Genomic DNA, 26,300 nt, shown 5'->3' on the forward strand with positions numbered 1-26,300 from the left:
CTTCTGCCGGCCTATGGTGCCCCAGCCGATGATGAAACCCGGCTCAGGATCTCCTGGTCTTTGAGCGTGCCGCCGCGGCAGGTCGAACCGAAGAGGCCTTGGTTCGCCCTCAAAGAGGTGCAGGTGCAGCATCTCTCGAGACAGCGAGGGGCGTCGGGCTGTCCCGCATTCGAACTTCCAGCATCGCGAGCATTGCACGTAGCGCGGCGCTGTTTTGGCGGCGCTGCGTGTAGGCTGCGTAGAGCCATATATCGCTGGGCATGAAGTTTTGGAGAACCGGGACCAGCTGCGCACTTTCCACGTAGGGTTGCGCGAGCAGGTCGGGGACGCATACTGCGCCAATGTCGGCCAACGCCGCGCCGATGAGCGCACTCGCGTCGTTGGCGTCCATGCGTCCGTGAATGGAAACGTTGTAGGGTTGGCCATCCACTTCGAATGCGATTTGTGGCGGTCCCGGCATGACCGAGTAGGCGAGCACGTCGTGCTTTCGCATGTCGTCGGGCTGCGAAGGAATGCCGCGCCGAGCCCAGTAGCGCGGCGTTGCGCAAAGGGTCAGTCCCATTCGCCGCAGGCGGCGCACGATCAGGTTCTCGTCGCCGATGCGTCCGAACCGCAAGGCGATATCGACCCCCTCGTCGACCAGATCGATCATGCGGTTGCTCAGCTTCAGGTCGAGCTGCACGTCGGGATAGCAGGTGAGGAAGTCGCCGAGCAGGCGCGGGAATGCGGTCTGGACCATTCCGTGCGGCGCCGTGATCAGCAGGCGGCCGCTGGGGTGCGAGCCGCGTGCCTGCAGTTCGCTCGTGGTCTGTTCGATCATCTCCATCAGGGATGCACAGCGCGCTTGCAGCAGGCGGCCTGCATCGGTCAGCGAGACCGAGCGGGTCGAGCGGTTGAGCAGACGCACATTGAAGCGGGACTCCAGCGTGGCGATGTGCTTGCTCACGCTGGCCTTCGAGATGCCGAGCCTGCCCGCTGCGCGCGAGAAGCTGCCCTGGAAGGCAACTTCCGCGAAGGTCCTGAGATGCTCGAAGCCATCCATCTTCCGCCCTGTCGCTCGCTGTCCGTGTCATTGGGGCGGTGCCGTCGGGGTGGCCTCCCAGCCGCCACCCAGGGCCATGAATACGGCGATCTGGCGCTCTGCCAACCGGGCTTCCGAGGCGGCCAGGGCCGCCTTGCTGGAAGCCAGCGTTCGCTCGGCGTCCAGGGCATCGAGCTGCCCCAGCTTTCCATTGATCTGCAGCGCACGCACTTGATCGACCGCAGTCAGGCTCTGATCGCGCGCGGCGGCGAGAGCCGCATGGCGCTCGAGTTCGCGGGCATAGGCGTTCAACGCGGTTTCAGCTTCTCGCAAAGCGCCGAGCACAGTGCCTTCGAAGCGCGCAGCCGCCACTCGGGTCGCCGCTTCGCTCTGAGCGATGCGTGCGCGAGCGATACCTGTTTCGGGCAGGGTCCAGCTGAGCAGCGGACCCAGGCTGTAGCTGAAGGTCTCGCGGTTGGCGAAGCGGTCGAGAAAGCCGGCAGAGCCCGATGAAAGGCCCAGCGTCACCTTGGGATAAAGGTCGCCGGTTGCGACACCGATGCGCGCAGTCGCTGATGCCAGGCTTCGTTCAGCCTGCCGCACATCGGGCCGCCGGGCGAGCAGCGCCGCGCCGTCGCCGACCGGCAGCAGTCCAGCGACGCGTGGAGGCTGCTCGCAACGGCCTACGGCGCCAGGAAAGTCCCGGGGCGCGGTGCCGGTCAACGTGGCGAGCCGGTACAGGGATTGCTGCCGCACTGCCTCCAGCGGGGGGATCGCGGCACGCAGGATTTCCAGCTGTGCGCGCGCACGCACAGCGTCGATCGCCCCAGCCCGGCCCGCACGCTGTAGCCGTTGCGCAAGCTCGAGCGCTTCTTCCTGCAGGCGCACCGATTCGCGCGCCACGCGCAGCTGCAGGCCGCTGGAGCACGCCGCGGCGTAGGCCTGCGCGGTGCCGCCAGCAACGGTCACGCGCACAAGGTCCACCGCGGCGCGCGTGGCGCCGGTATCCGCTTCGGCGGCCTCGAGGGCACGGCGCAGTTGGCCGAAGAGGTCCACCTGGTAGGACACGGCGGCTCCCATGCTGTAGCCGAGCCGGCCCGGCGGCGCCTGGTCGCGCTGCAGCAGCGACAGGCCCGAAACGTGACCGAAGCTCGGGCCGACATTCAGCGTGATGGCTGGCTTTTCGGTCCCATGGACCTCGGCTTCCACCGCGGTTGCGCGCTCGAGGGTGGCCAGTGCCTGCCGCAGGTCGGTGTTGTGCTCGAAGGCCTGGGCGATCAGGCCGTCGAGTCGCGGATCTTCGAAAAGGCGCCACCAGCGCGGTGGCACGCTTGCTTCCGACGTGGCGCCGCCGCCGGAGAGAAACGGCCCGCTCGAAGCGGCCTGCGCTGCGGTGAGCGCAGCCGTTGCTGTGTAGTCGGGCCCGACAGGTCCGTGGACGCAGCCGGACAGCAGAGCCTGTGCGGCAGCGGTTGCCAGGACAAAGGCGCGAGCGAGCTTCATGTCCGCGGCTCCTGGACGCGAGCCGCCGCGGTGGGCCCTCCCTGAGGACCCAGCACCTCCACCGAGACCGTCTGGCCGACGACCAGGCGAGCGTCGGCCGGTAGCGGGTCCAGCTTCACCCGCACGGGGACGCGTTGCGCGAGCCGCACCCAGTTGAACGTCGGGTTCACGCTGGGCAGCAGGTTCGCACCGGTGCTGCGGTCGCGGTCGACGATGCCCGCGGCGATGCTGTCGACCTTGCCTTCGAGCGCTGGCGCGTCCATGGGGGTCACGCGCACGCGGTCGCCCAACTGGATTCGCGCCAGCTTGTTCTCCTCGAAATAGCCCTCGACGTAGATCGAACCGGTGGCAACGAGCGCCAAGGCAGGATGGCCGGCCATCGCATAGGCACCCTGGCGCAGGTCGAGGTTGGTGACGCGTCCTGAAGCGGGTGCCCGTATCTGCGTGCGCTGAAGGTTCAGGCGTGCCGTGTCGACCGCGACCTCTGCCTGGCGCAGTGCCGCTTCGGCCGCCAGCAGCGAGCCCCGGGCCTGCTCGAAGCGCGAACGGGCCTGTTCGCGCACTTCCTGGGCGACCAGTCCCTGCAGTTCGTCGTTGCGGCGGCTCTCGCGCTGCGCCTGACCCAGCGCGATCCGCTGGTTGCCGATGACGATCCGCTGCGCAGCCGCGGCGGCCTCGGCCTGCTGCAGGGCCAGCATGAAGCGAGCTTCGTCGATCGAGAAGAGAAGCTCACCTGCCGTGACCGGCTGGTTGTCGCGCACCGCCACGGCGGCCACCATGCCGGAGACATCGGGCGCCACCTGGACGATGTCGGCCCTTACGCGACCATTGCGCGTCCATGGGGCCAGTTCGTAATGATCCCAGAGCTGAAGCGCGGCCCAACAAGCTGCTGCAGTGACCAGCGCCGTCGACAACAGGCGAAGGGGGGCAGGGATCGGGCGCGAGGTCCAGGCGGCGAGAAGGGATAGTTTGGATTTCATGGTCGTGCAGCAGGACAAGTGATCGGTCAGATGGAGATGGCCCCGGTGAGTCGGACCAACGCATGGAGCACCACGATGTAGAGGCCCAGATCGAACAGGGCGGGATGCCATATCCACCGATAGGCGCCGATCAGCGACAGCAGGCGGCGAAGCCACCAGGCCAAAGCCATCGCACCGCCTGCCAGCAGGAGCAGGCCTGGGACGTAGACGCCGAAGAAGCTTGTTTCGATCATGGTTGCAGGTCGGTGGAGGCCGAAGGAAAAAGGTCTCTGCGCAAGCCCACCAGGGCAGAGACTGCGGGCGCGCAGTTGGCATTTGCGAGGGAATGCAACAACAGCCGGTCGATCTGCGGCAGCAGTGCCCCGACTTGCGCCGGTGCACCGGCGGCCTGGGCGCGGAACGCGCGAGCGAGCTCGGCCATCAGCCGGGCCGAGGGCGCTTCGGGCAGTCGGTGCCGTTGTTGCTGAAGGACGCAGATGCTGGCCCCGATGCGAAGCTCGCGCAGCGCGAGCCGCGCCGCAGTTCCTTCCTGCGGCCCGGGGTCTCCAGCGGTACGTGGAACCAGGAGGGCCATGCGGTCGAGGATGCGGCCGCTGAAGGCATCGCGTTCGGATGCGCGTTGGGGGTGTGACGCCATGTCGGCCAGGTCTCGCCAGCCGCTGTGGCGGATGCGCTGTGCGCTCCATTCGCTGCTCACGCTGCGCACGACGGCGGTGGTGCGCGCGGCGATCACTCCACCGGCGAAGAGGGCCAGATTGCCTTCGAGGAAGCTGGTCCAGTCGGCGCTCGCGATGTCCTGGAGCGCCAACGTGCCCGCCACGCCGAAGAACATGCCCAGTGCCGCGAGGCTGCTGGCCGGGCGAGCGAGGTAGCCACCGACCAGCAGCAGCAAAGGTGCAGTGCACAACATCAGCATGCCGAAGTCTTGAGCCAGCGGCATCACGCCAAGCACGTAGAAAGCCGACACGGGCATCGACCACAGCAGTGCGACCAGGAACTTGTGCATGCCCGGAACGGGGTCGTCCATGGTGGCGAAGAAGCTGCAGAAGACTGCTGCGCCCATCGCCATCGACGACCCGGATCGCCAGCCGCTGATGATCCACACCGCGCATGCCGCGCAGGTCGAGAGTGCGACGGTGAAGGCCGAACGCAGCGCCAAGCCTTTGTCCACGTGGAGGATCGGCGACCGTGCGGCCAGTCTTCGCTGCCGCCGCGGCGATGCGCGGCCATCCAGGCCGGCGGCGATGTCGTCGCGAAGCGTCCTGCAGCGGCGCCATCCCGCGATCAGTTCGTCGAGGTGCGCGGCAACGTCGATCTTCAGGGCCCGTACCCAAGGGGAATCGCTCGGATCCGCCGCTCGCGCATGGAAATCGGCATGCACTTCGCTCTCGGTGCCCGACAGCGCGGCGACATCCAGCCATGCAGCATCGCGTTCGAGGGCTTTCGTGACCTCGGCTGGTACTTCCCCCGTCGCCTCGCGCAGCGCATCGAATCGGTCTTCCAGCGCGGACAACGAAGGGGTCAGTACCGCGAGACAGTCAGGCAGGCTTCTTACGGCACCATGGGCCCATCGCAGGCTGCTCGTGTCGAAGGGCACGTGGGTTGCAGCCAAGCGCAATTGGCTGATGTCGACAGCGAGCTGCCGTCGATCCTGTGAGAGCCGCTCGCCGGTGTCTTCGTCGGCGCTTGTACCAACGAGATTGTCCAGCCATCGTCGGACATGGCCCAGCGTGCGATCGACCAGTCCGAGCAGCGAAGGCCCGAGGCCGGTCGGCAGTACGAGGCTGTGGACGAGGCTGGCGCACAGGATGCCGAGTGCGATCTCTTCCGCCCGGGCGATGGCCGTATCGAACATTCCCGCAGGCGTTTCCACCAACGGAAAACCGATCAGTGCCGCGGAGTAGCCTCCCAGCATGAAGGCGTACGAGCGTGCGCTTCGGTCCAGCAGCGACAGGTAGAGGCAGGCCCCGACCCACAGCGCCAGGGCCAGCGACAGAAGCTCCGGTGATGCCGACAGCGATGGCACCAGCACCACGGAGGCCGTGCATCCCAACAAAGTGCCCGCCAGTCGATAGAGCGACTTCGAGCGAACGTGCCCGGCGAGGGGATGCGCCACGATGTACGCGGTCATCATGGCCCAGAAGGGCCGGGGGAGCCCGAAGCGGCTGGACAGGTACAGCGCGAGCATCGAGGCAGCGAAGCTCTTGAGAGAAAAGAGCCACTCCTGCCTGGAGAAGCGAGGTGGTGCAATCACGCGGTTCCTTTCGGAACGAGGTCTGATCCGGTCGATCCGGCCTCGATATGGTTGCGAATCATTTGCATGCGGGAATGCTATGGCGCCCCTGCAAGACTAGAATTGCAAACTTGGACAGATGATTTCTCTTTTTGGCCACCCGGCGTGACGCGCTCCGACCGAACATCCTCTGGCGCGAGCCTCGACCTGGACTACGAACCGTCCGTGCCGGTGATGGCCCACCGCGTGGATGTCGAGGCGCGCGAGCGAGAGATTCCGATCCACGTGCACCGGTCAGGCCAGCTGGTCATGGCGTTGCGCGGAGCCGTCTCGTGCGACGTCCCCGGCGCGATGTGGATGGTTCCACCGCAGGCCGGCGTGTGGATTCCGGGCGGGACGCCGCACAGCAACCACAGCACCGCGAACGCCGTGATCTTCTATCTGTTCGTGGCGCCCAATGCCGCACCGCTGCCCGCGAGCTGCTGCACCTTGCACATCAGCCCGATGCTCGGCGAGATGATCCAGTACCTGGCGGGGCAGCCGCCTTCCTATGAGGCTGGCGGGCCGACCGACCGGCTGGTCCGCGTGCTGCTGGACCAGCTCTGTGCCATGCCGACGGAAGAGATCTTCCTGCCGATGCCCGAGGATGCGCGGCTGCGCAAGGTTTCGCGCGCCATGATGCGCGACCCTTCGGACCGACGGACGCAGAAGGACTGGGCCGGCAAGCTCGGAATGAGCGAGCGGACGCTGAACCGGCTGTGCACGGCGCTGACCGGTCTGAGCTTCGGACGCTGGCGTCGTCAACTGCACATGCTGGTCGCACTTCGGGAGCTGTCCGGCGGCGCGACCGTGCAGCAGGTCGCGTACGACCTGGGCTACGAATCGCCCTCCGCGTTCATCACGATGTTCAAGAAGGCTTTCGGAAAGCCGCCCGCCACCTACATCAACGACCGGCTGCTCGCTGCAGGCGAGGGGCGCTCGCTGGCCGAACCCGCGCCTGCGCTCTCGCCGACTTGAACCTGCGCGTCACGACCTCACCGGTAGGCGCGGGCCTGGGTCACGCCGCCATCCACCACGAGGGTGGCACCCATCACGTAGTCGCCTGCCCGTGAAGCAAGGAAGATGGCTGCACCTGCGATGTCTTCCGGCGTGCCGATGCGCTTGGCGGGAATGTGTTCGGACAACGCGGGCCCATGGTCGCGGGCATTGCGGTTCATCTCGGATGGAAACGCGCCAGGTGCGAGGGCACTGACCGCGATGTTGTCCTGTGCCAGGCGCAACGCCATGCGCCGAGTCAGATGAATCAGGCCGGCCTTGCTCGCGACGTAGGAGTAGTTCTCCTGGGGGTTGAGCCCGATGCCGTCGGTGGAGGAGATGTTGATGATCTTCCCCACGCGCGTCCGGGCAGCGGCGCGCAGCGGCCCGGACAGCGCCTTCGTCAGGAAGAAGGGCGTCTTCAGGTTCAGATCGACCACCTTGTCCCAGCCGCTTTCCGGAAAGGCATCGAAGGCTTCTCCCCAGGCCGCTCCGGCGTTGTTGACCAGGATGTCCAGCGTCGTTTCATGCCCGGCATAGGCGTCGGCCAGCGCCTGGCAGCCGGCCACGGTGGACACGTCGTGCGGCAGCGATACGCAGTGGCCGTACTTCGCGAGTTCGTGCGCGGCCTGATCGCATGCCTCGGCTTTGCGCGCACTGATGTAGACGCGCGCGCCGTGCGCCAGGAACCCCTCGGCGATCATGCGTCCGATGCCTCTGGAGCCGCCAGTGACGAGGGCAGTGCGGCCCCGCAGCGAGAAAAGATCCGGAGCGTTCATGACAACGTCCCCTCGCCAGTCGCTTCGAGGCGCGACCGCCGCACATAGGCCGTCCCATCGAAAAGGCGCCTGGCCGTGCGAGTGAAGTGCACCTCGCGAACCGTCCAGTCGTTTCCGCCCCCGTGCTCGACATTCGCGAAGATCTTGAGCACCCCGCTCGGATGGCCGATGCGGATGCGCGTCGGACCGGCATGCGTGCCCCGCGCTTCGGCGGGAATGGTTCCCGCGATCTGCGCTGCGACCGAGAGGCACACCGAGCCTCCGCCAGGGAATGCCTTGTGCATGGCGCCACCGGCGAGCACCATGCGCGCGACGAAATCGATCTCCGATGACTGCACGACGCGGTCGCCGGCAATGGTCCGGTAGTCCTGCGCTTCGCTGATCAGTATCTGGTACGGCGTCAGGATCCCCGACGACGGAAGATTGCAGCGTTCGACGACCCAGCGCCTCACCTCCTCGGCCACCTCGTAGATCTCGGGCCCGAGCTGGCCCGGCAGTTCAGTGCCGGTGATGCCCAGGTCCGCCGCGCGGATGAATACGCACGCCGTGCCGACGTCGACCACCGACACCGGTATTTCGCGGCCGAGCTTCGACACGTGGACCCAGTCGCGCGCCTGCCCCGTGGGCAACAGCTTGCCGGTCGTGGAACCACTGGTGTCGGAGTAATCCAGCGCCACCTCTGCGCCGGTGCCGGGCACGCCATCCACTTCGCTGTCGCCCTCCACGCGCGGCTCGCCGTCGGCGCATTGCACCGCCATTCGGAGGATCTTTCCGGTGTTCGTGTTGTGCACCCGAACGGTGGTGACGGGTTCCTGCACCGGAACCAGCTTCTCCTGCAGCGCATACACCCCCGTGGCCGACGAAATGTTGCCGCAGACGATCTCGAAGCTGACCGTGGGCTGGTCGATGCCGATCTGCACGAAGGTGTAGTCGATGTCCGCATCCGGGCGCGACGGCGGCCCGATGATGGCGCACTTGCTCGTCAGGATATCGGCGCCGCCGAGCCCGTCGATCTGGCGCACGTCGGGGCTGCCGAACAAAGCGAGAAGAAATCGGAGGCGCGCTTGTGGATCAGTGGGCACGTCGTGCTGCGAGAGAAAAACAGCCTTGCTGGTGCCACCGCGCATCAAGGTGACCGGTACACGAATTTGTTCATTCATCGGCTCAGTATGCAGATCGCGCTGGCCGCTGTCCTTTCAGTTCTGCTGACCATTGTTTAGCTGGGCTGCATGCGTCGAATCGTTCAGTTCCGCTAAAGAATGCCCAGCAGAAATCCAATGACCGCGGGGACCTGGATCTCGATACTTTCCTTCGCTGTGGCGAGCTCCACACGAACAGGAGACACCTTTGAAGATCATCAAGCGAACGGAATCCCCCTTCCGTGAAACCCCCGGCGGCATGGTGCTCGTCGCGACCCGCGTGGCCGGCCAACCGGCCCAGTTCCCGCCCATCGAATTCACCCACGACGACCAGACAGTCGAAGACATCGTGCTCGGACCCATCGGCTCTCTCTACAGCTTCACGATCGTTCACCCGGGCAAGGACAAGCAGCCCTATGGCCTTGCCATGGTCGACTTCGAACCCGGCGTGCGCGCGTTCGGCCGGCTGCTGTACAGCGCCGAGCCGCCGGCCATCGGTGCCCGCCTGCGGGTGGTGCCCTTCGCGTTGCCTGACGGCACGCCCGACTATGCATTCCAGGAGTGACGCGCCATGAAGCAACCACTGATCACCGGCGTCGGCATCACTGACTTCGGCCGCTTCCCCGAACTGACCGAAGAGGCGATGGCCCAGGCGGCCATCCTCGATGCGCTGGCCGATGCCGGCACGAAGCTTGGCGAGGTGCAGGCGTTCTACTGCGGCAATGCGCTCGGTGCCATGCTGCCGGGGCAGCGTGCATTGCGCGAACTGCATGTCGGCGGCGGCGCGGTCTACAACGTGGACAACGCCTGCTCCAGCGGAGCCACCGCGCTGAATCTCGCACTGCAGGCGCTCAAGGTCGGCCAGTACGACACCGTGGTGGTGTTCGGCATGGACCACCTCAGCAGCCTCGGCGGCGGCCCGCTGCAGCTCAGCCAGAAGGACTGGAACAACCGGCGCGGCATGATCATGCCCGCCCTGTACGCCATGCGTGCCAAGCGGTACATGCACGACCACGGCCTCGCGCTGGAGACGCTGGCGGACATCTCCGTCAAGAACCGCCAACACGGGGCCTTGAACCCGATCGCCAAGTTCGCCAAGCTGGCGAGCCGCGAGGAGGTGCTGGCGTCCCGCCCGGTGGCCGAGCCGCTCACGCTGCTGCAATGCTGCCCCGCCGTGGTGGACGGGGCCGCGGCCCTCGTGCTCAGCACCAAGCTCGCCAGGGGCGTCGCCAAGCCCGTGCGAGTGCTGGCGTCCGTGGTGCAGTCGGGCCTGTTCGAGACCGCGCCTGTCGACATGACCGAAGCCGAGATCACCGCGCGTGCCGCCAGGCTGGCCTATGAGCAGGCCGGCGTCGGGCCGCAGGATCTCAGCCTGCTGGAAGTGCACGACGCGTTCACTATTTCCGAGCTGCTCTATTACGAGGCCCTCGGCCTTTGCAAGCGCGGCGATGCGGCCAGCCTGCTGCAAAGCGGCGCGACCGCCCTGGGCGGCCGCGTGCCGGTCAACCCCAGCGGCGGGCTGATCGCCAAGGGACACCCGCCGGGTGCGACCGGCGTCGCACAGGTCGTGGAAGTCTGCGAACAACTGCAGGGCCGTGCCGGCGCGCGCCAGGTGCAGGGCGCGCGCATCGGCCTCACGCAGGTCACGGGCGGCGGTATCTGGGGTGTGGACCACGCTGCCTGCTCGATCAACATTCTTTCGCTCTGAGGGCCCGCCATGAACCAGACAAACACCATCGCGCCCGCCTCGCTGCAGGGCCTCGTCGCCATCGTGACCGGCGGCGCCAAGGGCATCGGCCTGGGCATCGCCCGTGAGCTTGCACAGGGGGGCTGCCGCATCGCGCTGTGGGACTTCGACGACGCCGCGCTGAGCGAGGCCGAGCGGACGTTGTCGAGCGAAGGCGCCGACGTGACGACCTTCAAGGTCGACGTCAGCTCCGTGGACCAGGTGGAAGCGGCGGTCGCCCGGCTGCTGGCATCGCACGCACGCATCGACATCCTGGTCAACAACGCAGGCATCGGCGGCGACAAGCTGGTCTCCAAGATGGATCTCGCGTTCTGGAGCCGCGTCATCGAGATCAACCTGAATTCGCAGTTCATCTGCTCCAAGGCGGTCCTGGCGCAGATGGCGCAGAACCGGTTCGGGCGCATCATCAACATCGGCTCTCGCGCATGGCTGGGCAACCGCGGCCAGGCGGCCTACTCGGCCTCCAAGGGCGCCGTGGTGAGCCTGACCCGCTCTCTGGCGCTCGAATATGCGCGCAAGGGCATCACGGTGAACGCTGTCGCTCCGGGCATCGTGGAGACGCCGCTGTTCGCGACGCTCACCGAAGAAGTGCGCCAGAGCCTGCACAAGACCGTGCCGATGGAGCGGATCGGCCAGCCGCAGGACATCGCCCGGGCGGTGCGCTTCTTCGCGGAACCCGGATCGAGCTACGTCACCGGCCAGCTCCTGTACGTCTGCGGCGGCCGCAGCCTCGGCAGCCCGTCGGTATAGCAGGCCGATCGCATGCTCGCGAATGCATTGACCGGTTTGAAAGTGATCGACTTCACGCAGGTGATGGCCGGGCCGACCTGCACGTTGTGCCTGGCCGATCTCGGCGCCGACGTGGTGAAGGTCGAGACGCCCACGGGCGATCTCTCGCGGGCCCTTTCGCCATGGGTCAACGGCGAGGGCGTCGCCTTCCTGGCGCTGAACCGCAACAAGCGCAGCATCGTGCTCGACCTGAAGCAGCCGTCGCACCGGCAGGCCGCGCAGGAACTGATCGCGCAGGCCGACGTGCTGGTCGAGAGCTTCCGTCCCGGCGTGATGGCGCGTTTCGGGCTCGACTACGCCACGGTGTCCGCGGACAACCCGCGGCTCATCTACTGCTCGGTATCGGCATACGGCCAGCATGGCAGCAGCAAGGATCTGCCCGGCGTGGACGGCGTGCTGCAGGCCGTGAGCGGCCTGATGAGCGTGACCGGGGCGCCCGATGGAGAGCCGTGCAAGGTACCGGTGCCGGTCGTCGACCTGGTCACCGGCTCTTTGGCGGCCATCTCGGTGCTGGCCGCCCTCCAGGAGCGGCAACGCACGGGGCTCGGTCAGCACGTCGAGGCGAGCATGTTCGCCAGCGCCATCGCACTCCAGCACGTGAGTTTCGCGTCCTACTTCGCGGATGGGCTCGTGCCCCGACCGCAAGGCAATGCAGCGCCGTATTCGACGCCCAACGAGGCCCTGCGCTGCGCCGACGGGTGGATCATGGTCGCGGCCTACCACCCTGCACGATGGCAGGCGCTGTGTGCCGCCATCGGTGCACCGGAGCTCGCCTGCGATCCGCGCTTCGCAGAGAACAAGAGCAGGCTGCAGCACCGCCAGGCGCTGCTGCGCGAGCTGGAAGCTCGCATGCTCGCGCATCCGCGCACCTTCTGGCTGGAGAAGTTCACTGCGGTGGACATCATCTGCGGCCCCATCAACGACTATGCCGAGGTGGCGCAGTCCGCCCCCTTCGTCGAGGCGTCCCTCGCGGAAAGCGTGCAGCACCGCGTCGCCGGCACGTTGACGCTGACGCGCAGCGTGCTCGGCGCGGTGGGCGAGCGGCCACGTGCGCGACGCGCCGCCCCCACGCTCGGCGAGCACACCCGCGAGGTGCTGGCCACACTGGGCATGCCAGCCGGCGCCATCGACTCGGTGGCCGCAGCCAGCCCTTCCCAGACCTGAAGAACAGAAAACCATGCCCATCGTCTACACAGTCCAGGATGGCGTCGCCATCGTCACCCTGAATCGGCCCGAGGCCATGAATTCCATCGACCCGGAGTCCAATGAGCAACTGCTCGGCATCTGGGACCAGGTCTGCAACGATGAGGACGTCCGCGTGCTCGTCCTCACCGGCGCGGGCGAGCGTGCCTTCTGCACGGGTGCGGACCTCAAGAAGACGATGCCGTCGGGCGACGGTGTCGCGCGGGAAGTCTTTCGCGGCGGCAACCGGCACTTCAACTTCGGCACGCTGCACACCGACAAGCCCGTGGTCGCGGCGATCAATGGTTACGCCCTCGGCGGCGGACTCGAGCTGGCCCTGCTGGCGGACATCCGCATCTGTTCGGACAACGCCCAGTTCGGCTTGCCGGAGGTGCGCGTCGGCAGCATCCCGGGGGCGGGCGGCACGCAGCGGCTGATCCGCGCGGTAGGCCAGTCCGATGCCATGTGGATGCTGCTGACGGGCGAGCGCATCGACGCCGCCGAAGCGCTGCGCATCGGCTTGGTCAGCAAGGTGGTGCCGCTTTCGGCGTTGCAGGAAACGGCCATCCGGCTCGCGCGCACGATGGCGGCCAATGCCCCGCTGGCGATGACGGCGGCCAAGCGGCTCGCGATGAGCGGGCGCGAGCTGCCGCTGGCCGGCGGGCTGGCGCTGGAACGCCAGGCCTTCGGGCTGCTCAGGGACAGCGAGGACCGGCTGGAGGGGCGCCGCGCCTTCGCCGAGAAACGCGCCCCGGTGTTCCGAGGCCGCTGAACTCCTCGACTGGAGGACGACGGCGTCGACGAAGACGCCGCCTCCAGCCGATCCGCCCCACCTTGCCCTACTTGCATCCGGACGACCGATCCGGCTTCCTCCTGGAGCATCTCTTGAAGACACTGCCTGCTTCCTGGCGCTGCAGCCTCGCACTCGCCATCGCCGCCTTCGTCGGCGCACCGCCGGCCATTGCTGAGCAAGGCGGCCGGCCACCGGCCAGGATCCTGGTGGGCTTCTCGCCCGGCGGCACCCTCGACGTGGTGACGCGTGCGCTCGCGGATCAGATGCACGACTCGCTGCGCCGCACGGTCGTGGTGGAGAACAGGCCGGGCGCAGGCGGGAAGATCGCGATCGATGCGATGCGTGCCGCCCCTGCCGACGGCAGCGTGGCCATGCTGTGCCCCGACTTCCTGACGTCGATCTACCCCTTCGTCTTCAACAAGCTCAACTACGACCCGCAGCGGGACGTCCTCCCGGTGTCGACGGTGGTCGAGTTCGCGATGGCGCTGGCCGTCCCCGCCTCCTCGCCGGTGAAGACCTTCGGCGAATACGCCCAGTGGGTGCGCGCGCATCCGCAGAGCGCCAACTTCGGCCATGCGGCGTCGGGTGGACCGACGCATTTCCTGGGGCTGCAGATCGGCAAGATCATCGGAACGCCGCTGCAGGACGTCCCCTTCCAGGGCGCGGCCCCGATGATCGTGAACCTTGCCGGCGCCAACATCGCGGCGGGCACTTCCACGGTCGGCGACTTCGCGCAGCACCACGAGGCCGGCAAGCTGCGCGTGCTTGCCGTCACCTCGGCCCAACGCTCCGCGCTCCTGCCGGATGTGCCGACCTTCGCCGAGCTCGGCCGCAAGGAACTCACCACGGTCGGCGTGCTGGCCATCTGCCTGGCACCCGGGACGCCTGCACCCGTCGTCGCTGAATGGAGCGACGCCGTGCGAAAGGCGGCCTCGACCGAGCAGTTCGCGAAGAAGGTCGGCGCGCTCGGTTTCGTGAACACGGGAAGCTCACCCACCGCTGCACGCGCCAGGTTCGCAGAGATGCGCGCATTCTGGGAGCCCGTGGTCAAGGCCTCGGGCTTCAAGGCCGACTAGCAGGCCCCCGGGGCACGCCTAGCGGACCGACCGGATCCACTCCCTGAACAGCCGCACCGGGGCGGTGGCCGCCTTCATCGGGTCGCAGACGAGGTAGTAGCCGAGTTCCGTCCGTGCCATGTGGTCGACGGCGACCACCAGGCGGCCGGTTCGAAGGTCGTCTTCCACGTAGGCACGCTGGGCCATCGCGATGCCCAGGCCATCGGCCGCGGCCTGATAGCACAACGCGGCGTTCGCCAGGGTGATGCCGCGCGAGCGAGCGGGATCCGCAAGACCGGCGGAGCCGAACCAGAGCGGCCACGCTTGCGGCCGCATCATGGAGTGCAGCAGGTTGGCCTGCAGCAGGTCGCGAGGTGTCTGCAACGGCCCCGCCTGGCCCGGTGCGCAGACCGGGACGAACTCGTCGTCGAAAAGGTGGTCCAGCTCGACGTCGGCCCACTCGCCGATGCCATGGCGGATCGCGCAATCCGCGCCTTCGAGCCGCATGTCGTCGGCCATGGCGATCGTTGCGATCTCCAGTGCGATGTCGGGGTGCTCCGCGTAGAAGCCATGCAGGCGAGGAACGAGCCAGCGGATGGCCAGGCTCGGTGTCACCTTGAGGCGAAGCCTTCTTTCACTCCGATGCTCGGCCAGGTCGCCGAGTGCGTCCTGCAGGCGGTCGAAGGCATCGCAGACGCGGTGGGCGAGCCTTTCGCCCGCCGCCGTGAACCCGATCTCGCGACCGGACCGCTGGAACAGCTGCACGCCCAGCCCGGCCTCGAGCTGCTTGATCTGCTGGCTCACGGCCCCGGGCGTGACGTGAAGCAGCTGGGCTGCCCGCGAGACTCCCTTGGCCCGGTACACCGCATCGAAAGCCCGCAGCGGACTCAGGAGAGCGCGAAGGTTCTGCATGGCGGATAGAAGCCGTGCCGCATTCAGCCGCTGCTGCCGCTGCAGCTGCCGACGAAGGCGCGAGCCGGCGATGGCACACCGCACCCCGATCGCGCAGCAGGCATCGGCATTAGCACTTCTGGATCCCGATGGTGCGGTTCAGGAGTTGCTCGTCCTGGCGCAGCGCGGCTGCCGAGCCGGCATAGGCGGCGACGCCGCGCTCCAGCACGATGACGTTCGTCGAGAAGTCGAGCACGACGTCCACGTGCTGTTCCACGAGGATGCACCCGACCCCGAGCTTGTCGCTCATGCGGACGATGGCATCCATCAGCTCCTCGCGCACCATCGGGGCCAGGCCCTCCAGCGGCTCGTCGAGCAGCAGGATGCGCGGCTGCCCGACGAGTGCCCGCGCCACGGACAGCATCTGCTGCTCGCCGCCCGACAGCTGGGTGCCGCCGTTGCGCCGCCGCTCCTTCAACCTGGGAAACAGTTCATAGACCGCGGGAAGCGCCGCGCCGGCCGAGCGCCCCTGGAGACCCGACAGCAGGTTCTCCTCCACCGTGAGCGAAGGGAAGATGTCGCGGCTCTGCGGCACGTAGCCCAAGCCGGCGCGGGCGCGGGCGAAGGTGCTGGCGCCGCTGATGTCCTTGCCGCCGAAATGGACGCGCCCCTTCATCAGATCGGCCAGGCCCGTCGCGGTCGCCAGCGTCGTCGTCTTGCCGGCGCCGTTGCGCCCGATCAGCCCCAGCCGCTCGCCTTCGCGCACGCTGAAGCTCAGATGTTCGACCACGGGCACGCCGGCGTAGCCGGTCGTGACGTCGTCGAACCGAAGTTCAATGGGGGTGCTGGGCATGGTGGCCGTCTCGTCCGAAGTAGATTTGCTTGACTTGTTCGTTGGCCGCGACTTCCTGCGGCGACCCCTCCACCATCACCGCGCCGGCAACCAGGACGATGATGTGCGAGGCGAAGCGGAACACCAGGTCCATGTCGTGCTCGATGAGCAGCACCGACAGGTCCTTCGGAAGGCTCTCGATGGCGCTCATGATGCGGCCGCCTTCTCCCTGCGGCACGCCCGCGCCGGGCTCGTCCAGCAGCAACACCTCGGGTCTCATGGCGAGCGCGAGCGCGATCTCCGCAAGCCGCTGCTCGCCGAGTGCCAGCCGTCCCACCACCCGGTTCGCATAGGGCTGCAGGCCCAGCATGCCGAGCGTCTCGTGGACCTCGTCGTGCACACGCGCCGAACGCGCCGGCGAAGGCCACCACTGCATGGAGGCGCGCAGCCGCTGGAGCACCGCGACCTTGACGTTCTCCGCCACGGTCAGGTCCTTGAACAGGCGGCTGATCTGGAACGTGCGGACGATGCCGCTGCGCACGCGTGCGTACTGCGGCAGCTGCACGATTGAGCGGCCGTCGAGCTGGATGTCGCCGGACCTCGGACGGATCGCGCCGCTGAGCAGGTTGACCAGCGTGGTCTTGCCGGCGCCGTTCGGCCCGATCAGTGCCGTGCGCGCGCCCTGCGGGAGCGACAGCGTGACGTTCTGCGTGACGGCCAGGCCGCCGAAGGAGTGGCACAGGTTGTGGGTTTGCAGCCGGGGGGTCATCGGGCTCCTCCCTTGCGGCCCAGACGCCTGGCGTACGCCGCGGCCCGGTCCAGGAGCCCGATCAGGCCCTCGGGCAGGACGATGAGCACGAAGATCAGCATCGAGCCGATCACGAAGAGCCAGTGGTACGGGTTCAACGTCGATGCGATGTGGTGGATGGTCATGTAGGCGACGGTGCCGAGCACCGCACCCGACAGGCGGCGCGTGCCGCCCAGGACGATCATGACGACGACGCCCGCCGACGTCGTGAAGTCCAGCATGAAGAGATTGGCCACCTTGCTGGTCTGCGCGGTCAACGCGCCAGCCAGGCCCGCCACGACGCCGCCGACGGTGTAGACGGCCAGCAGGTGCAGGTACACGCGCCCGCCCAGCGCCTGGACGCGGCCCGGGTCCTGCCGGATCGCCCTGGCCGTCAGGCCGAAGGGCGACTCGACCAGGTTGCGCACGAGGAAAAACACCAGCACCAGCGCGCCCAGCGCGTAGAAATAGCCGGTGTGGCCCATGAAGTTGAACTCCCAGATGCCGAACAGCGGGGCGACCTCGAAGCCGGCAAGTCCGTCATCGCCGCCCGTGAGCCATCGGGCCCAGTTGGCCAGTTCGAGCAGCAACTGCGCCACGGCGATGGTGAGCATGACCAGCGTGAGCTTGGTCGAGCGCAGCATGACGGCACCGCTGAGCAGCGCGATCAACCCTCCGCCCAGGCCGCCGAGCAGCAGCCCGACGATCGGATCGGCCGTCAGGTACAGCGCTGTCCAGCCCGCGACGTAGGCTCCGGCGCCGTAGAGCGCGGCCTGGCCCAGGGTCGCGATGCCCGCCTGCCCGAGCACGAGGCTCAGCGACAGCGCGAAGATGGACATCGTCGCCATGTTGGTCAGCAACCCCAGGTCCTGCGGGAACAACGCGAAGGCCAGCAGCCCCGCCAGCGTCAGGACGATCTCGGCGCGCAACTGCGTCCACGGGCGGGCGCGGGGCGGCACAGCCATCGCCATGGGCGGAATCACCGCACTCATGCCTGCCTCCCGAACAGCCCCTGGGGCCGCAACAGCAGGACGACGATCATCGTCAGGAAAAAGGCAGCCGATGCGAGCTGCGGAACCATGTATTTCATCGAGGTCTCCACGATGCCGAGCAGCAATGCTGCGAAGAAAGAGCCAAACAGATTTCCGTTTCCACCCACGGCCACGACGGCCAGGAGAATCACGAGGTACTTGGAGGCATAGGTCGGCTCCATCGGCAGCAGCTCGGCACCGGCGATGCCGCCCAGCGCCGCGAGCGCGGCACCGATCGCGAAGGTGGCTGCGTAGATCTTCGTCGTATCGATGCCGATGGCCCGGGCGATGGGCGCGTTGTCGACTGCAGCGCGCACCCGGATGCCGAAGGACGACCGGTCCACCGCGAACCACAGGACGACGACGACCAGCAGTCCGCAGGCGACGACGATGAGCCGGTGCCGGGGAATGGAGCGAAAGCCCAGGTCCACCGAGCCGCCGAACGCCTCGGGAAGCGCGACGGAGGTCACCGACGATCCGAACATCAGGTTGACCGCCGCGGTCGCGACGAACATCAGTCCGATCGTCACCAACATCTGGTCGAGATCGTCGCGGCGGTAGAAGCGGCGCAGCAGGGTGCGCTCGAAGATCAAGGCCAAGAGGGCCACCAGGGCGATCGCCAGCACGAAGCCCAGCCCGATGGGTACGCCCAGGCGCTGCGGAATGCTCGCTGCGAGAAAACCGCCGAGCATCGCGAAGGCGCCATGGGCCAGGTTCACCACACGCATCAGGCCCATGGTCATCGACAGGCCCACGGTGATCATGAACAGGATCATGGCGTACGTGACGCCGTCGACCAGGATGCTGCTGAGAAGCGCGAAAGACATGCTGCAGTCTCTGCGTTACTTGGCCGCGCCCTGGATGCGCCCGTAGTCGGGCTGCATCTCGAAGGTCCGGAACTCGCGGTTGACGAAGCGCCCCGAGGCGTCCTTCTCGACCACACGCATGTAGACGTTCTGCAGGAACTCGCGGGAAGCCGGGTCGATCTTCACCGGGCCGCGCGGGCTCTCCCACGAAAAGCCCTTGGCGGCGGCCAGGGCCTTGGGCCCGTCGCGCTTGCCGTCGGTTGCCTTGACCATGTGATAGATCACATGCAGGCCATCGTACGCATTTGCGAGCTGGACGGTCGGGATGGCCTTGGGCGCCACCTCTGCCAGCGTCTTGACGGCAGCATTGTTCAGCGGTGAGTTGTGCGTCGCCGAATAGAACATGCCGGTCTCGATGCCGAGCAGCTCGGGGCCGATCGCGCGCAGCTGGTCTTCATCTGTCTCGCCCGTGCCCAGGAAGCGCACGCCTGCGGCCCTCAACCCCGCTTCGTTGTAGGCCTTGATCATTGCGTAGGTGGCCGGCCCCCCGGGTCCGAAGACGTAGAGCGCGTCGGGCTTGAGCGCCTTCACGCGCTGCATCAGCGGGCCGAAGTCCGTCGTCTTCAGTGGCGCACGGATCGCCTCGAGCAGCTTGCCGCCTCCGGCGACGAACGCGGTGTTGAAGGCCTTCTCGGCGTCGAGGCCGGGACCGAAGTCGCTGACCAGCGACACGACGTTCTTCACGTTCTTCTCGAGCGCGTACTTGGCCACCGGCACGGCCATCTGCGGCAGCGTGTAGGAGGTGCGCAGCAGGTAGTCGGACTTCTCGAGAAGCGACGAGGTCGACGCGTTGAAGATCACGACGGGTACCTTCGCCTCCTGCGCGAGCGCGGCGACAGCCAGCGTATCGGGCGTGAAGTACAGGCCGGCGATGTACTGGGCCCCTTCCTTGATGATGAGCTCCTGGGCCAGTGCCTTGGCCTGCGCGGGATTGATTTCCGGCAGGTCGCGGTAGACGACCTCGATCGTGTGCCCGCCTGCAGTGGTGCCGTTGAGCTTCTGGTAGGCCTTGGTCGCCCCTTCCCAGGTCTGCCCCACCGCGGAGAACGGTCCGGACATGGGCGCGATCACACCCACCTTGATGACGTCGGCGCGACTTTGCAGCGCGAGCGTCGCGAGTGAAACCGCGATCGCGGCAATGAGTTTGGGGGTCATCTTCTTCTCCAGGTAGTGGGGGTCGCTGGCGGGTTCATTCGCCCGGGTTTTGACGAGAGGTGGGTCGGGAGTCGTGGGGCGCGGCCCGGCTTCAGGCCGGGACGCCGCGTGGCTGCACTGCTTCGGTCGCCTGCAGGGCGGTGTCGCGAGGCATCAAGGTCGCGTACTTCTGGTCCATGTCGAAGAGGTTGGCCTCGTGCGCCTGCAGCGACCGGTCGCCCACGCAGTCCGTGACAACCAGGGGGCGAAAGCCGTGGCACATGGCATCGACCACGCTGGCACGAACACACCCGCTGGTGGTGCATCCCGCGATCAGCAAGGTTTGCACGCCGCGTTGCGACAACCAGGAAGCCAGCGAGGTGCCGAAGAAGGCCGACGGATGGATCTTGCGCAGCACCAGCTCGCCGCTGCGTGGCTGCAGCGGCGCGACGATCTGGCTCTGCGGCGCGTCCTCGCGCAGGGCCAGGATGGGCGGCACCTTGAGTGTGAAGATGTTCGCGTCGGCGCCATCGTCCTGGTACACGACCCGCGTGTGGACGATGGGCCATCCGCGCTCGCGCGCAGCGGCCAGCAGGCCGCGGGTGCATTCGATGGCCGGCTCGATGTTGCCGCCGCCGAACGTGAGCGGATCCGCGAACCCGTTGACGAAGTCGATGATCAGCAGGCCGTATGGCGCCTTCGGGGCGACGGCATTGCCAAAGCCCTGCTTCTGGTAGATGTCCGGATCGGCGCTCATCGGAAGGCCTCGTCGATGACCTTGCCGTCGCGAACCACGACGACGTCGTCGAGCTTCACCGTGCAGTTGCGCAAGGGAATGTCCAGGTGGCAGGGCGTGGTGCGAGGCCCTCCGGCCTCGTTGTTGGGGCCCAGCGAGAACAGGAAGTTGCCTTCGAACGCACGCGCGTCCTGCCCGGACGTGGCTTCGCGGTCCACCAGCGACAGCGTGTGCCAGTAGCAGCGCGGCTGCATCCCCCAGCCGATGTGCGCGATGGCGTAGGCCTCGGGGTCCTTGTAGGCCTCCATGAACTCGCGCAGCAGCGCGGCGTCGATGTCGCCCTCGATGCTGCGCACGAAGCCTTCGCGCAGCTGCATGGTGATCTTGTCCGAGACGTAGTTCTTCTGCGGCAGCAGGATGTCGCCGCGATCGATCACGATGGTGCCGTCGCTGCCGCCCTCGTTGGCGAAGGTGAAGAGGAAGCCGCTGGGCCAGTGGTCCCAGCGCCCGGGCTCCTCGCAGAAGCCGTACTCGGAGATGGTCGGGTAATCACCGAGCTTGAAAGTCACGTCCGTGCCGGCCGGCGAGGTCACGTGCATCTTCCTGGCGGCCTTGAGCAGCTTCGACGCGGCGAGCACGCGCTCGCGATCGGCCTCGGTGGGCACCGCCCGCACCAGCACCTCGGGCGGCTCGACGGCCAGGAGGATCTTCGTCCCCGACTCGAGGATCTCCATCTGCTCGGGCGAGAACAGCAGCAGCATCAGGTCGAGGACGATGTCGCTGTTCTTCATGGCCGCGAGCGCGACCGGGTTGTTGGTAAGGGGCGTTTCCCCCAGGTAGTTCATCAGGTCGCGGCTGGGGGCCTTCTCCGCGTTGATGGGCTGCAGCTCGATCCTGGTGACGACCGCGCCCGCGGCCTGCGCCGCGATCGTGGCGGTCTGCAGCGTCTGCGGATGGGTGTGGGGACCGCACAGGATCGAGACCTTCTGGCCGCGCTCCACCTTGCTGAGCTTCAGAACCTCGTCCCAGGCCTTGACCATCTGGTAATCGCTGACTGGCATTTTTCGTCCTTTGTTTGAAAGTTTCAGATCTGCAGGAGCGCAAGGTCCTGCGGGCTGCCCAGCTTGAAGAGCCGGCGGGCATTGCCGTGGCACACCTGCTCGCGGGTGCGCGCGTCGAGCGGCGCCTGCTCGATGAAGGCGCAGGCTTCGGCGGTGGACTCGTAGGGGTAGTCCACGGAGAAGAGCACGGCATGGGCGCCGAGCTCGCCGATGGCGCCCAGCAGTGCCGGCGCGGAGCACACCCCGGACGTCGTGATCAGGATGTTGCTGCCGATGTACTCGCTGGGCTTGCGCGCCAGCTTGATGCCCGAGGGGTACGCGGCGAAGCGGCTGTCGATGCGCCAGCGTTGATACGGCAGTGCCTCGCCCATGTGGCCCAGCAGCAGGGTCAGTCGCGGGAAGCGGTCGAACACCCCGCCGAACAGCAGGCGCAGTGCATGCCCCGCGGTCTCCACGCCCCACCCCCAGGTGGCCCCCTGAAGCACGGGCATGCCCTCCAGCAGCGCCGGCGGCTGGCTGAAGGCGTTGGGGTGCAGATAGATGGGCACGCCGAGTGCCTCGGCGCGCTCCCAGAACACGTCGAACTCGCTGCCTTCGTAGTAGCGGCCCAGGGTGTGGCCGTTGATCAGCGCGCCCTTGAAGCCGCACTCGACGACGGTGCGCTCGAGTTCTCGCGCTGCGGCCGCCGGGTCCTGCAGCGCGACGTGCGCGAAGGCGCCGAAGCGCTGCGGATGGCGCGCCACGCGCTCGGCGAGGAACTCGTTGTTCTCGCGTGCGCGCCGCACGGCGGCGGCGCTGTCGGTCTCGGCCTGGACGCCAGGCATCGTCTGCGACAGCACGGCGTACTCGATGTTGCCGGCGTCCATCTCGGCCAGGCGCTGGTCGTCGAAGTCGCTGAGCCTGGCGTCGAGCCGCGCCACGAAGTCGGCCGGCAGCGCTCGCGTGTACTTCGCGGAATAGGCATCGAAGCCGGGGGCGCTGAAGTGCTCTTCGAGCGCGATCTTGGGGGTTGGATTCATTGGGGTCCTCAATGGATTCAGGCCGGGTACGCCAGGGCCGTGTCGAGAATTTCCGTGTCGTGCACCACTTCGCGGCTTGCAATGAGCAGCCGTTCGCCGTCGCGCACGAAGCGGTCGTGATAGATGCCCGCGAGATGCACGGTGCAAGGCCCCTCGACCAGGGTCTGCATCAGGATGAAGGGGGTCTGCGAGCTGATCGTGTCGCCCGTCTCCTGCAGCACGCGCGTGATTCCCAGCACATGCAGCATGTGCCGTGGCGCGAACATCTGCGAGTGCGCCACCGCGAGCGCGCGGTCGGTGATCATGTCCAGGCCCTCGCAGTAGACGAGGCCCACGGGCATGTCCAGCAGCGCGTTCTGGCGCGAGGTGATCCGGTAGGTCGCGTCCTTGCTGAAGAACTCGGGCCAGCGCTCGATGTCGTTGGCATCGAGTGCGGCGCAGTACTCGACATGGAAGGAGTCGACCTCGGCGCGCAGCTCGGCCGCGCGGCGCGGCGAGATCGTGGACCTGGCGTAGGCGAGCCGCTCCTTCATGCTGCCACCTCCGCGACACGGATGCCCATGACGTCCCGGTAGTACTGGTAGAGCGACCGGATGCACGACTCCGAGATCAGGTTGCGCGCCGTTCCCTGGTGGCCGGCATCGAGCTTGACGACGTTGTTGTCGGTGGACGAATTGCGGATGCCCTCCTGCACGAACTTCAATGCCTCGTTGTCCTCGAGGCCCAGGAAGCCCGATGGCCCCATCAGGTTGCCCTGCCGAAGGCGGTGCCGCGTCATCTCGGGCGTGTCGTCCTCGTAACCGAACATGGTCCACTGCATCACCATGCTGTTCGGGCCGTTCGGAATGATCTGGCGCACGCCCATCGTGTTCATCTGGCGCTGCACGATCAGGTTCGGCCACATGGTCATCATGTTGGCGGACCAGGGCGAATCGAACTCGCGCACGTAGTCCAGGAACCGCTCGTCGCGCAGCCGGAGGTTGTCGCTGAACGACCGCATTTCGGCCTTGTCGTCGGCGGCGACCGTGGCATAGACCTGGTCGGGCTTGGACGACGCCATGTAGCCATGGCGGCCATGTTCCTTGTCGGCGAAGACGATCGACTTGATGCCGGGCACCAGAAGGCCGAACACCACGAGGAACGAATGCAGCAGCGTCGCGTGGTACGGGTCCTTGAGGTTCTCGTGGTACATCTTCCAGTTGCACGGAAGCTCGTTGCGGCAGTAGCCCAGGATCTTGAGCTTCCTGCCCGAGAACGGAACGTCGAACTCCTCGACGATCTCCTTGGTCATGTACTCCTCCAGCGGCGGCGTCTTGTCGGAGTAGGTGGCGAACACCACGCCGTTGCGCGTGGCCACGCGCAGCTGCCGGGTGCCGTGCTCCGCGTTCTTGAAGTCCGGCGGCATGCCGCCGACCTTGTTGATTCCTCGCTTGAACGGAACGCCCTGCAGGTTGCCCTTGAGGTCGTACGACCACTGGTGGTAGGGGCAGACGAACTCCTTCGCGTTGCCGTGGCTGGAGCGGCAGAACTCGGCGCCGCGGTGGGCGCAGCGGTTCTCGAAGACGGAGATCGTGTTGTCTTCCGCGCGAACGATCACCACGGCCGTGGCGCCGACGTAGCCCCGCTTGTAGTCGCCGGGGTTTGGGATCTCGGCTTCCAGTGCGACGAAGTTCCAGGTGTCGCCGCGGAAGATGCGCTCGATCTCCTGGTCGTAGATGGCCTGGCTGGTGTAGACCCAGTCCGGAATGTTGTGGAGCGCGTCCGCGGGCCAGACGCACTGTTCCAGGGGCGGGTTCTTTCGGGCATTCGTGATGCCGATGACCGCCTGCGATTGATACATGAAAGCTCCTTAGGCTCTGAGGGGTGGTTGAACGGTGGAAGGGGCGCCGCTGCGCATCTGCCTGGCCCATGCGCGCAGATCGGTGGCGTCGCGCTGGAATTCGTCGAGCAGCAGCGGCTGCCGCTGCTCGAAGAGGGGCCGGATGGCGCGCAGATCGGCACCGGCGTTGATGGCCACGCCGTGCAGCGGAACGCCACCGCGGTGGCCGATCCACATCACCTTGCTGGCGGCCGGATCGCCCCGGCGGACATATTCGAGACCGGGGGCCGGCAGGCCCAGCATCTGGATGTTGTGCCGGCCCTGGTCGGTCCAGAACCAGGGCACCGCCGGTGCCGGACCGGCCGCACCGAGCATGGCGGCCGCGGCGGTGCGCGCCTGCTCGTTGGCGTTCTGCCAGGATTCCAGGCGCGTCGGCGCCGCATGCCCCGGGCGTTGCTGGCTGGTGCAGTCGCCGCACGCGAACACATGCTCGTCGCTGGTGCGGCACTGCGCGTCGACGAGAACGCCGCCGCCCGCCGCGATCTGCAGGCCCGCATCGCGGGCCAGTGCGTCGTTGGGCGAAAGGCCGATGGCCACGACGAGCTCGTCCGCCTCCAGATCGCCGGCATGGGTCGACAGGCGCATACGGCCATCAGGCAGAGCGTTGACGCCTTCGAGGGCAGTGCCGAGCAGCAGTCGCGCGCCTGCCTGCCGCAGGCCGGACTCGAGCCACGCCGACGCTTCGGGCGGAAGAAATCGATCGAGCAGGGACGTCGCGCGCTCGATCACGGTCACCGCCGCACCGGCCGACAATGCGGAACTGGCGATCTCGAGGCCAAGAAAGCCGCCCCCCAGGATCGCGACCCGCGGCTTGCCCTGTAGGGCCGCGCGCAGCCGCCGCGCATCGTCGAGAGTGCGCACGTAGTGCACGCGCGGTCGGCCCGCCGGTGCGCACGCCAGCGTGCTGGCCTCGCCGCCCGTGGCGATCAGGCACATGTCGTATGGGAGCACCTGACCGTCGGCAAGGCGAACCTGCCGCTTCGAGAGATCCAGCGCGACCGCGTCGCTGCAGCTTCGAAGATCGATGTCGCCGAGTGCCCAGGCGTCCTGCGCGAGGACGTCCAGGCGCGGCTCCTCGGCCGCGACCAGCACGGCCTTGGACAACGGGGGCCGCTCATACGGCCTGTGACGCTCCCGCCCCAGCATCGTGATGCGTCCGCGGTAGCCGTGTTCGCGCAGCGCATGGGCGGCGACCGCCGCAGCCTGCCCCGCACCAACGATGACGATGCCGGGCGAAGTCATTTCGCGGCCGGCGACATCACGTAGATGTCATCGCCTTCCTGCTTCACGGCGTGGGTGCGCAGGTCCACGGTGACCGGCGCGCACATCGCCTTGCCCGTGCGGATGTCGAAGCGCCCCTGGTGCAGCGGGCATTCGACACAGCCGTCCTCGACGTAGCCTTCCGAGAGCAGCGCGGTGGCATGCGTGCACATGCTGTCCGTGGCGAAGAACTCGTCGTCGACACGAAACAGCGCGACGCCGTGGCCTGCGACGTTGAGGGTTTTCGCTTCATCGTTTTTCAGCTCTCGCGCCGAAGCGACTTTGATCCAGTTCATGGCTCCATCCGGGGATTTCCGGACCTTTCAAAAATAGTCAGTGAACTGTCATATTAGTTGGGCGTGGCTGCGATTTCAAGTACGGGTTTTTACTGTCCGAAGCTGCACCAGATTGGATTCGAAAAGGGGCGAACAAACGCCAATAAAGGGCGATATGCCAATGCAGATGCACCACTTTCGAGATGTATCGTCGTTAGGGTTTGCATCGACAGCAGCCGGCTTCCATTACGCCGGCATCAGTCATATACTTGT

At 67.2% G+C, this 26,300-nt stretch carries 27 protein-coding genes; 7 read left to right on the forward strand and 20 right to left on the reverse strand.

What is annotated here, in order from left to right:
• Positions 1 to 109: 109 nt before the first annotated feature.
• The 5 genes from ACAM57_RS32700 to ACAM57_RS32720 are packed head-to-tail and all read right to left on the reverse strand — an operon-like array spanning position 110 to position 5,692.
• On the reverse strand, positions 110 to 1,042 hold the full coding sequence (locus ACAM57_RS32700; protein WP_184642440.1) for a LysR family transcriptional regulator: 933 nt from the start codon (positions 1,040 to 1,042) through the stop codon (positions 110 to 112).
• A 27-nt stretch (positions 1,043 to 1,069) separates the two neighbouring features.
• Positions 1,070 to 2,524, reverse strand: coding sequence for an efflux transporter outer membrane subunit (locus ACAM57_RS32705; protein ID WP_369662761.1), 1,455 nt, complete (start codon positions 2,522 to 2,524; stop codon positions 1,070 to 1,072).
• Positions 2,521 to 3,504: a biotin/lipoyl-binding protein gene (locus ACAM57_RS32710; protein ID WP_369662762.1), complete on the reverse strand. Its 984-nt coding sequence runs from the start codon at positions 3,502 to 3,504 to the stop codon at positions 2,521 to 2,523. Before ACAM57_RS32710 ends, ACAM57_RS32705 begins: the two co-directional genes overlap by 4 nt.
• Before the next feature lie 26 nt (positions 3,505 to 3,530).
• The gene (locus ACAM57_RS32715) at positions 3,531 to 3,737 is read right to left on the reverse strand and encodes a DUF1656 domain-containing protein (protein ID WP_184642437.1); all 207 of its coding nucleotides are present in this window, start codon (positions 3,735 to 3,737) and stop codon (positions 3,531 to 3,533) included.
• On the reverse strand, positions 3,734 to 5,692 hold the full coding sequence (locus tag ACAM57_RS32720; protein WP_369662763.1) for an FUSC family protein: 1,959 nt from the start codon (positions 5,690 to 5,692) through the stop codon (positions 3,734 to 3,736). The genes ACAM57_RS32715 and ACAM57_RS32720 overlap by 4 nt, the downstream gene beginning before the upstream one ends.
• Positions 5,693 to 5,971: 279 nt before the next feature.
• On the opposite strand from ACAM57_RS32720, the gene ACAM57_RS32725 reads away from it, so the two are divergent.
• Complete coding sequence (locus ACAM57_RS32725; RefSeq protein ID WP_369662899.1) at positions 5,972 to 6,754, forward strand: helix-turn-helix transcriptional regulator; 783 nt, start codon at positions 5,972 to 5,974, stop codon at positions 6,752 to 6,754.
• Positions 6,755 to 6,771: 17 nt separating this feature from the next.
• Here ACAM57_RS32725 and ACAM57_RS32730 read toward each other — a convergent pair whose 3' ends face one another.
• Complete coding sequence (locus tag ACAM57_RS32730; protein WP_369662764.1) at positions 6,772 to 7,551, reverse strand: SDR family oxidoreductase; 780 nt, start codon at positions 7,549 to 7,551, stop codon at positions 6,772 to 6,774.
• On the reverse strand, positions 7,548 to 8,711 hold the full coding sequence (locus tag ACAM57_RS32735; protein WP_369662765.1) for a 2-methylaconitate cis-trans isomerase PrpF family protein: 1,164 nt from the start codon (positions 8,709 to 8,711) through the stop codon (positions 7,548 to 7,550). The genes ACAM57_RS32730 and ACAM57_RS32735 overlap by 4 nt, the downstream gene beginning before the upstream one ends.
• A 187-nt stretch (positions 8,712 to 8,898) precedes the next feature.
• Between ACAM57_RS32735 and ACAM57_RS32740 the strand changes: the two genes are divergently transcribed.
• The 6 genes from ACAM57_RS32740 to ACAM57_RS32765 all read left to right on the forward strand — a co-directional run bounded on the left by ACAM57_RS32740 (position 8,899) and on the right by ACAM57_RS32765 (position 14,277).
• Positions 8,899 to 9,255 (forward strand): Zn-ribbon domain-containing OB-fold protein, encoded by a 357-nt coding sequence (locus tag ACAM57_RS32740; protein ID WP_260319635.1) that lies wholly within the window; start codon positions 8,899 to 8,901, stop codon positions 9,253 to 9,255.
• Positions 9,256 to 9,261: 6 nt separating this feature from the next.
• Entirely contained in the window at positions 9,262 to 10,398 is a 1,137-nt protein-coding gene (locus ACAM57_RS32745) for a thiolase family protein (protein ID WP_369662766.1), read from the forward strand.
• A gap of 9 nt (positions 10,399 to 10,407) precedes the next feature.
• Complete coding sequence (locus tag ACAM57_RS32750; protein ID WP_369662767.1) at positions 10,408 to 11,187, forward strand: SDR family NAD(P)-dependent oxidoreductase; 780 nt, start codon at positions 10,408 to 10,410, stop codon at positions 11,185 to 11,187.
• A gap of 42 nt (positions 11,188 to 11,229) precedes the next feature.
• Entirely contained in the window at positions 11,230 to 12,390 is a 1,161-nt protein-coding gene (locus ACAM57_RS32755; protein WP_369662900.1) for a CaiB/BaiF CoA transferase family protein, read from the forward strand.
• Positions 12,391 to 12,403: 13 nt separating this feature from the next.
• Positions 12,404 to 13,180 (forward strand): enoyl-CoA hydratase/isomerase family protein, encoded by a 777-nt coding sequence (locus ACAM57_RS32760; RefSeq protein ID WP_369662768.1) that lies wholly within the window; start codon positions 12,404 to 12,406, stop codon positions 13,178 to 13,180.
• 113 nt (positions 13,181 to 13,293) lie between these two features.
• Positions 13,294 to 14,277, forward strand: coding sequence for a Bug family tripartite tricarboxylate transporter substrate binding protein (locus tag ACAM57_RS32765; RefSeq protein ID WP_369662769.1), 984 nt, complete (start codon positions 13,294 to 13,296; stop codon positions 14,275 to 14,277).
• 18 nt (positions 14,278 to 14,295) lie between these two features.
• Here the strand turns inward: ACAM57_RS32765 and ACAM57_RS32770 are convergent, their stop codons facing one another.
• The 13 genes from ACAM57_RS32770 to ACAM57_RS32830 form a co-directional block, all read right to left on the reverse strand.
• Positions 14,296 to 15,168, reverse strand: coding sequence for a LysR substrate-binding domain-containing protein (locus ACAM57_RS32770; protein WP_369662770.1), 873 nt, complete (start codon positions 15,166 to 15,168; stop codon positions 14,296 to 14,298).
• A gap of 109 nt (positions 15,169 to 15,277) precedes the next feature.
• The gene (locus ACAM57_RS32775; protein WP_184642426.1) at positions 15,278 to 16,000 is read right to left on the reverse strand and encodes an ABC transporter ATP-binding protein; all 723 of its coding nucleotides are present in this window, start codon (positions 15,998 to 16,000) and stop codon (positions 15,278 to 15,280) included.
• On the reverse strand, positions 15,981 to 16,748 hold the full coding sequence (locus tag ACAM57_RS32780; RefSeq protein ID WP_369662771.1) for an ABC transporter ATP-binding protein: 768 nt from the start codon (positions 16,746 to 16,748) through the stop codon (positions 15,981 to 15,983). The genes ACAM57_RS32775 and ACAM57_RS32780 overlap by 20 nt, the downstream gene beginning before the upstream one ends.
• Positions 16,745 to 17,758, reverse strand: a complete 1,014-nt coding sequence (locus ACAM57_RS32785) for a branched-chain amino acid ABC transporter permease (RefSeq protein WP_369662772.1) — start codon at positions 17,756 to 17,758, stop codon at positions 16,745 to 16,747. Before ACAM57_RS32785 ends, ACAM57_RS32780 begins: the two co-directional genes overlap by 4 nt.
• Positions 17,755 to 18,624 (reverse strand): branched-chain amino acid ABC transporter permease, encoded by an 870-nt coding sequence (locus ACAM57_RS32790; RefSeq protein ID WP_369662773.1) that lies wholly within the window; start codon positions 18,622 to 18,624, stop codon positions 17,755 to 17,757. Before ACAM57_RS32790 ends, ACAM57_RS32785 begins: the two co-directional genes overlap by 4 nt.
• 15 nt (positions 18,625 to 18,639) lie before the next feature.
• Positions 18,640 to 19,818, reverse strand: a complete 1,179-nt coding sequence (locus ACAM57_RS32795; RefSeq protein WP_369662774.1) for an ABC transporter substrate-binding protein — start codon at positions 19,816 to 19,818, stop codon at positions 18,640 to 18,642.
• Between the two features lie 91 nt (positions 19,819 to 19,909).
• Entirely contained in the window at positions 19,910 to 20,554 is a 645-nt protein-coding gene (locus ACAM57_RS32800; RefSeq protein ID WP_369662775.1) for an isochorismatase family protein, read from the reverse strand.
• Positions 20,551 to 21,594, reverse strand: a complete 1,044-nt coding sequence (locus ACAM57_RS32805; protein WP_019657120.1) for a peptidase M29 — start codon at positions 21,592 to 21,594, stop codon at positions 20,551 to 20,553. The genes ACAM57_RS32800 and ACAM57_RS32805 overlap by 4 nt, the downstream gene beginning before the upstream one ends.
• Before the next feature lie 23 nt (positions 21,595 to 21,617).
• Positions 21,618 to 22,613, reverse strand: coding sequence for an amidohydrolase family protein (locus ACAM57_RS32810; RefSeq protein ID WP_369662776.1), 996 nt, complete (start codon positions 22,611 to 22,613; stop codon positions 21,618 to 21,620).
• A gap of 17 nt (positions 22,614 to 22,630) precedes the next feature.
• A complete protein-coding gene (locus ACAM57_RS32815; RefSeq protein WP_369662777.1) occupies positions 22,631 to 23,146 on the reverse strand; it encodes a nuclear transport factor 2 family protein in 516 nt (171 codons plus the stop codon).
• Positions 23,143 to 24,453, reverse strand: coding sequence for a Rieske 2Fe-2S domain-containing protein (locus ACAM57_RS32820; protein ID WP_369662778.1), 1,311 nt, complete (start codon positions 24,451 to 24,453; stop codon positions 23,143 to 23,145). Before ACAM57_RS32820 ends, ACAM57_RS32815 begins: the two co-directional genes overlap by 4 nt.
• A gap of 9 nt (positions 24,454 to 24,462) precedes the next feature.
• Entirely contained in the window at positions 24,463 to 25,734 is a 1,272-nt protein-coding gene (locus ACAM57_RS32825) for an NAD(P)/FAD-dependent oxidoreductase (RefSeq protein ID WP_369662779.1), read from the reverse strand.
• Positions 25,731 to 26,048: a non-heme iron oxygenase ferredoxin subunit gene (locus tag ACAM57_RS32830; RefSeq protein WP_369662780.1), complete on the reverse strand. Its 318-nt coding sequence runs from the start codon at positions 26,046 to 26,048 to the stop codon at positions 25,731 to 25,733. The genes ACAM57_RS32825 and ACAM57_RS32830 overlap by 4 nt, the downstream gene beginning before the upstream one ends.
• Positions 26,049 to 26,300: the final 252 nt, after the last annotated feature.

The sequence above is a fragment of the Variovorax sp. V15 genome (genome assembly GCF_041154425.1).
GTDB lineage: Bacteria > Pseudomonadota > Gammaproteobacteria > Burkholderiales > Burkholderiaceae_C > Variovorax > Variovorax guangxiensis.

Coding starts and splice junctions, on each gene's coding strand:
- ACAM57_RS32820 (WP_369662778.1), bottom strand. CDS start 24,453: ATGTATCAATCGCAGGCGGTCATCGGCATCACGAATGCCCGAAAGAAC.
- ACAM57_RS32830 (WP_369662780.1), bottom strand. CDS start 26,048: ATGAACTGGATCAAAGTCGCTTCGGCGCGAGAGCTGAAAAACGATGAA.
- ACAM57_RS32775 (WP_184642426.1), bottom strand. CDS start 16,000: ATGCCCAGCACCCCCATTGAACTTCGGTTCGACGACGTCACGACCGGC.
- ACAM57_RS32720 (WP_369662763.1), bottom strand. CDS start 5,692: ATGCTCGCGCTGTACCTGTCCAGCCGCTTCGGGCTCCCCCGGCCCTTC.
- ACAM57_RS32810 (WP_369662776.1), bottom strand. CDS start 22,613: ATGAATCCAACCCCCAAGATCGCGCTCGAAGAGCACTTCAGCGCCCCC.
- ACAM57_RS32795 (WP_369662774.1), bottom strand. CDS start 19,818: ATGACCCCCAAACTCATTGCCGCGATCGCGGTTTCACTCGCGACGCTC.
- ACAM57_RS32780 (WP_369662771.1), bottom strand. CDS start 16,748: ATGACCCCCCGGCTGCAAACCCACAACCTGTGCCACTCCTTCGGCGGC.
- ACAM57_RS32760 (WP_369662768.1), top strand. CDS start 12,404: ATGCCCATCGTCTACACAGTCCAGGATGGCGTCGCCATCGTCACCCTG.
- ACAM57_RS32725 (WP_369662899.1), top strand. CDS start 5,972: ATGGCCCACCGCGTGGATGTCGAGGCGCGCGAGCGAGAGATTCCGATC.
- ACAM57_RS32715 (WP_184642437.1), bottom strand. CDS start 3,737: ATGATCGAAACAAGCTTCTTCGGCGTCTACGTCCCAGGCCTGCTCCTG.
- ACAM57_RS32735 (WP_369662765.1), bottom strand. CDS start 8,711: ATGAATGAACAAATTCGTGTACCGGTCACCTTGATGCGCGGTGGCACC.
- ACAM57_RS32750 (WP_369662767.1), top strand. CDS start 10,408: ATGAACCAGACAAACACCATCGCGCCCGCCTCGCTGCAGGGCCTCGTC.
- ACAM57_RS32805 (WP_019657120.1), bottom strand. CDS start 21,594: ATGCCAGTCAGCGATTACCAGATGGTCAAGGCCTGGGACGAGGTTCTG.
- ACAM57_RS32790 (WP_369662773.1), bottom strand. CDS start 18,624: ATGTCTTTCGCGCTTCTCAGCAGCATCCTGGTCGACGGCGTCACGTAC.
- ACAM57_RS32800 (WP_369662775.1), bottom strand. CDS start 20,554: ATGAGCGCCGATCCGGACATCTACCAGAAGCAGGGCTTTGGCAATGCC.
- ACAM57_RS32745 (WP_369662766.1), top strand. CDS start 9,262: ATGAAGCAACCACTGATCACCGGCGTCGGCATCACTGACTTCGGCCGC.
- ACAM57_RS32825 (WP_369662779.1), bottom strand. CDS start 25,734: ATGACTTCGCCCGGCATCGTCATCGTTGGTGCGGGGCAGGCTGCGGCG.
- ACAM57_RS32730 (WP_369662764.1), bottom strand. CDS start 7,551: ATGAACGCTCCGGATCTTTTCTCGCTGCGGGGCCGCACTGCCCTCGTC.
- ACAM57_RS32815 (WP_369662777.1), bottom strand. CDS start 23,146: ATGAAGGAGCGGCTCGCCTACGCCAGGTCCACGATCTCGCCGCGCCGC.
- ACAM57_RS32700 (WP_184642440.1), bottom strand. CDS start 1,042: ATGGATGGCTTCGAGCATCTCAGGACCTTCGCGGAAGTTGCCTTCCAG.
- ACAM57_RS32785 (WP_369662772.1), bottom strand. CDS start 17,758: ATGAGTGCGGTGATTCCGCCCATGGCGATGGCTGTGCCGCCCCGCGCC.
- ACAM57_RS32710 (WP_369662762.1), bottom strand. CDS start 3,504: ATGAAATCCAAACTATCCCTTCTCGCCGCCTGGACCTCGCGCCCGATC.
- ACAM57_RS32705 (WP_369662761.1), bottom strand. CDS start 2,524: ATGAAGCTCGCTCGCGCCTTTGTCCTGGCAACCGCTGCCGCACAGGCT.
- ACAM57_RS32770 (WP_369662770.1), bottom strand. CDS start 15,168: ATGCAGAACCTTCGCGCTCTCCTGAGTCCGCTGCGGGCTTTCGATGCG.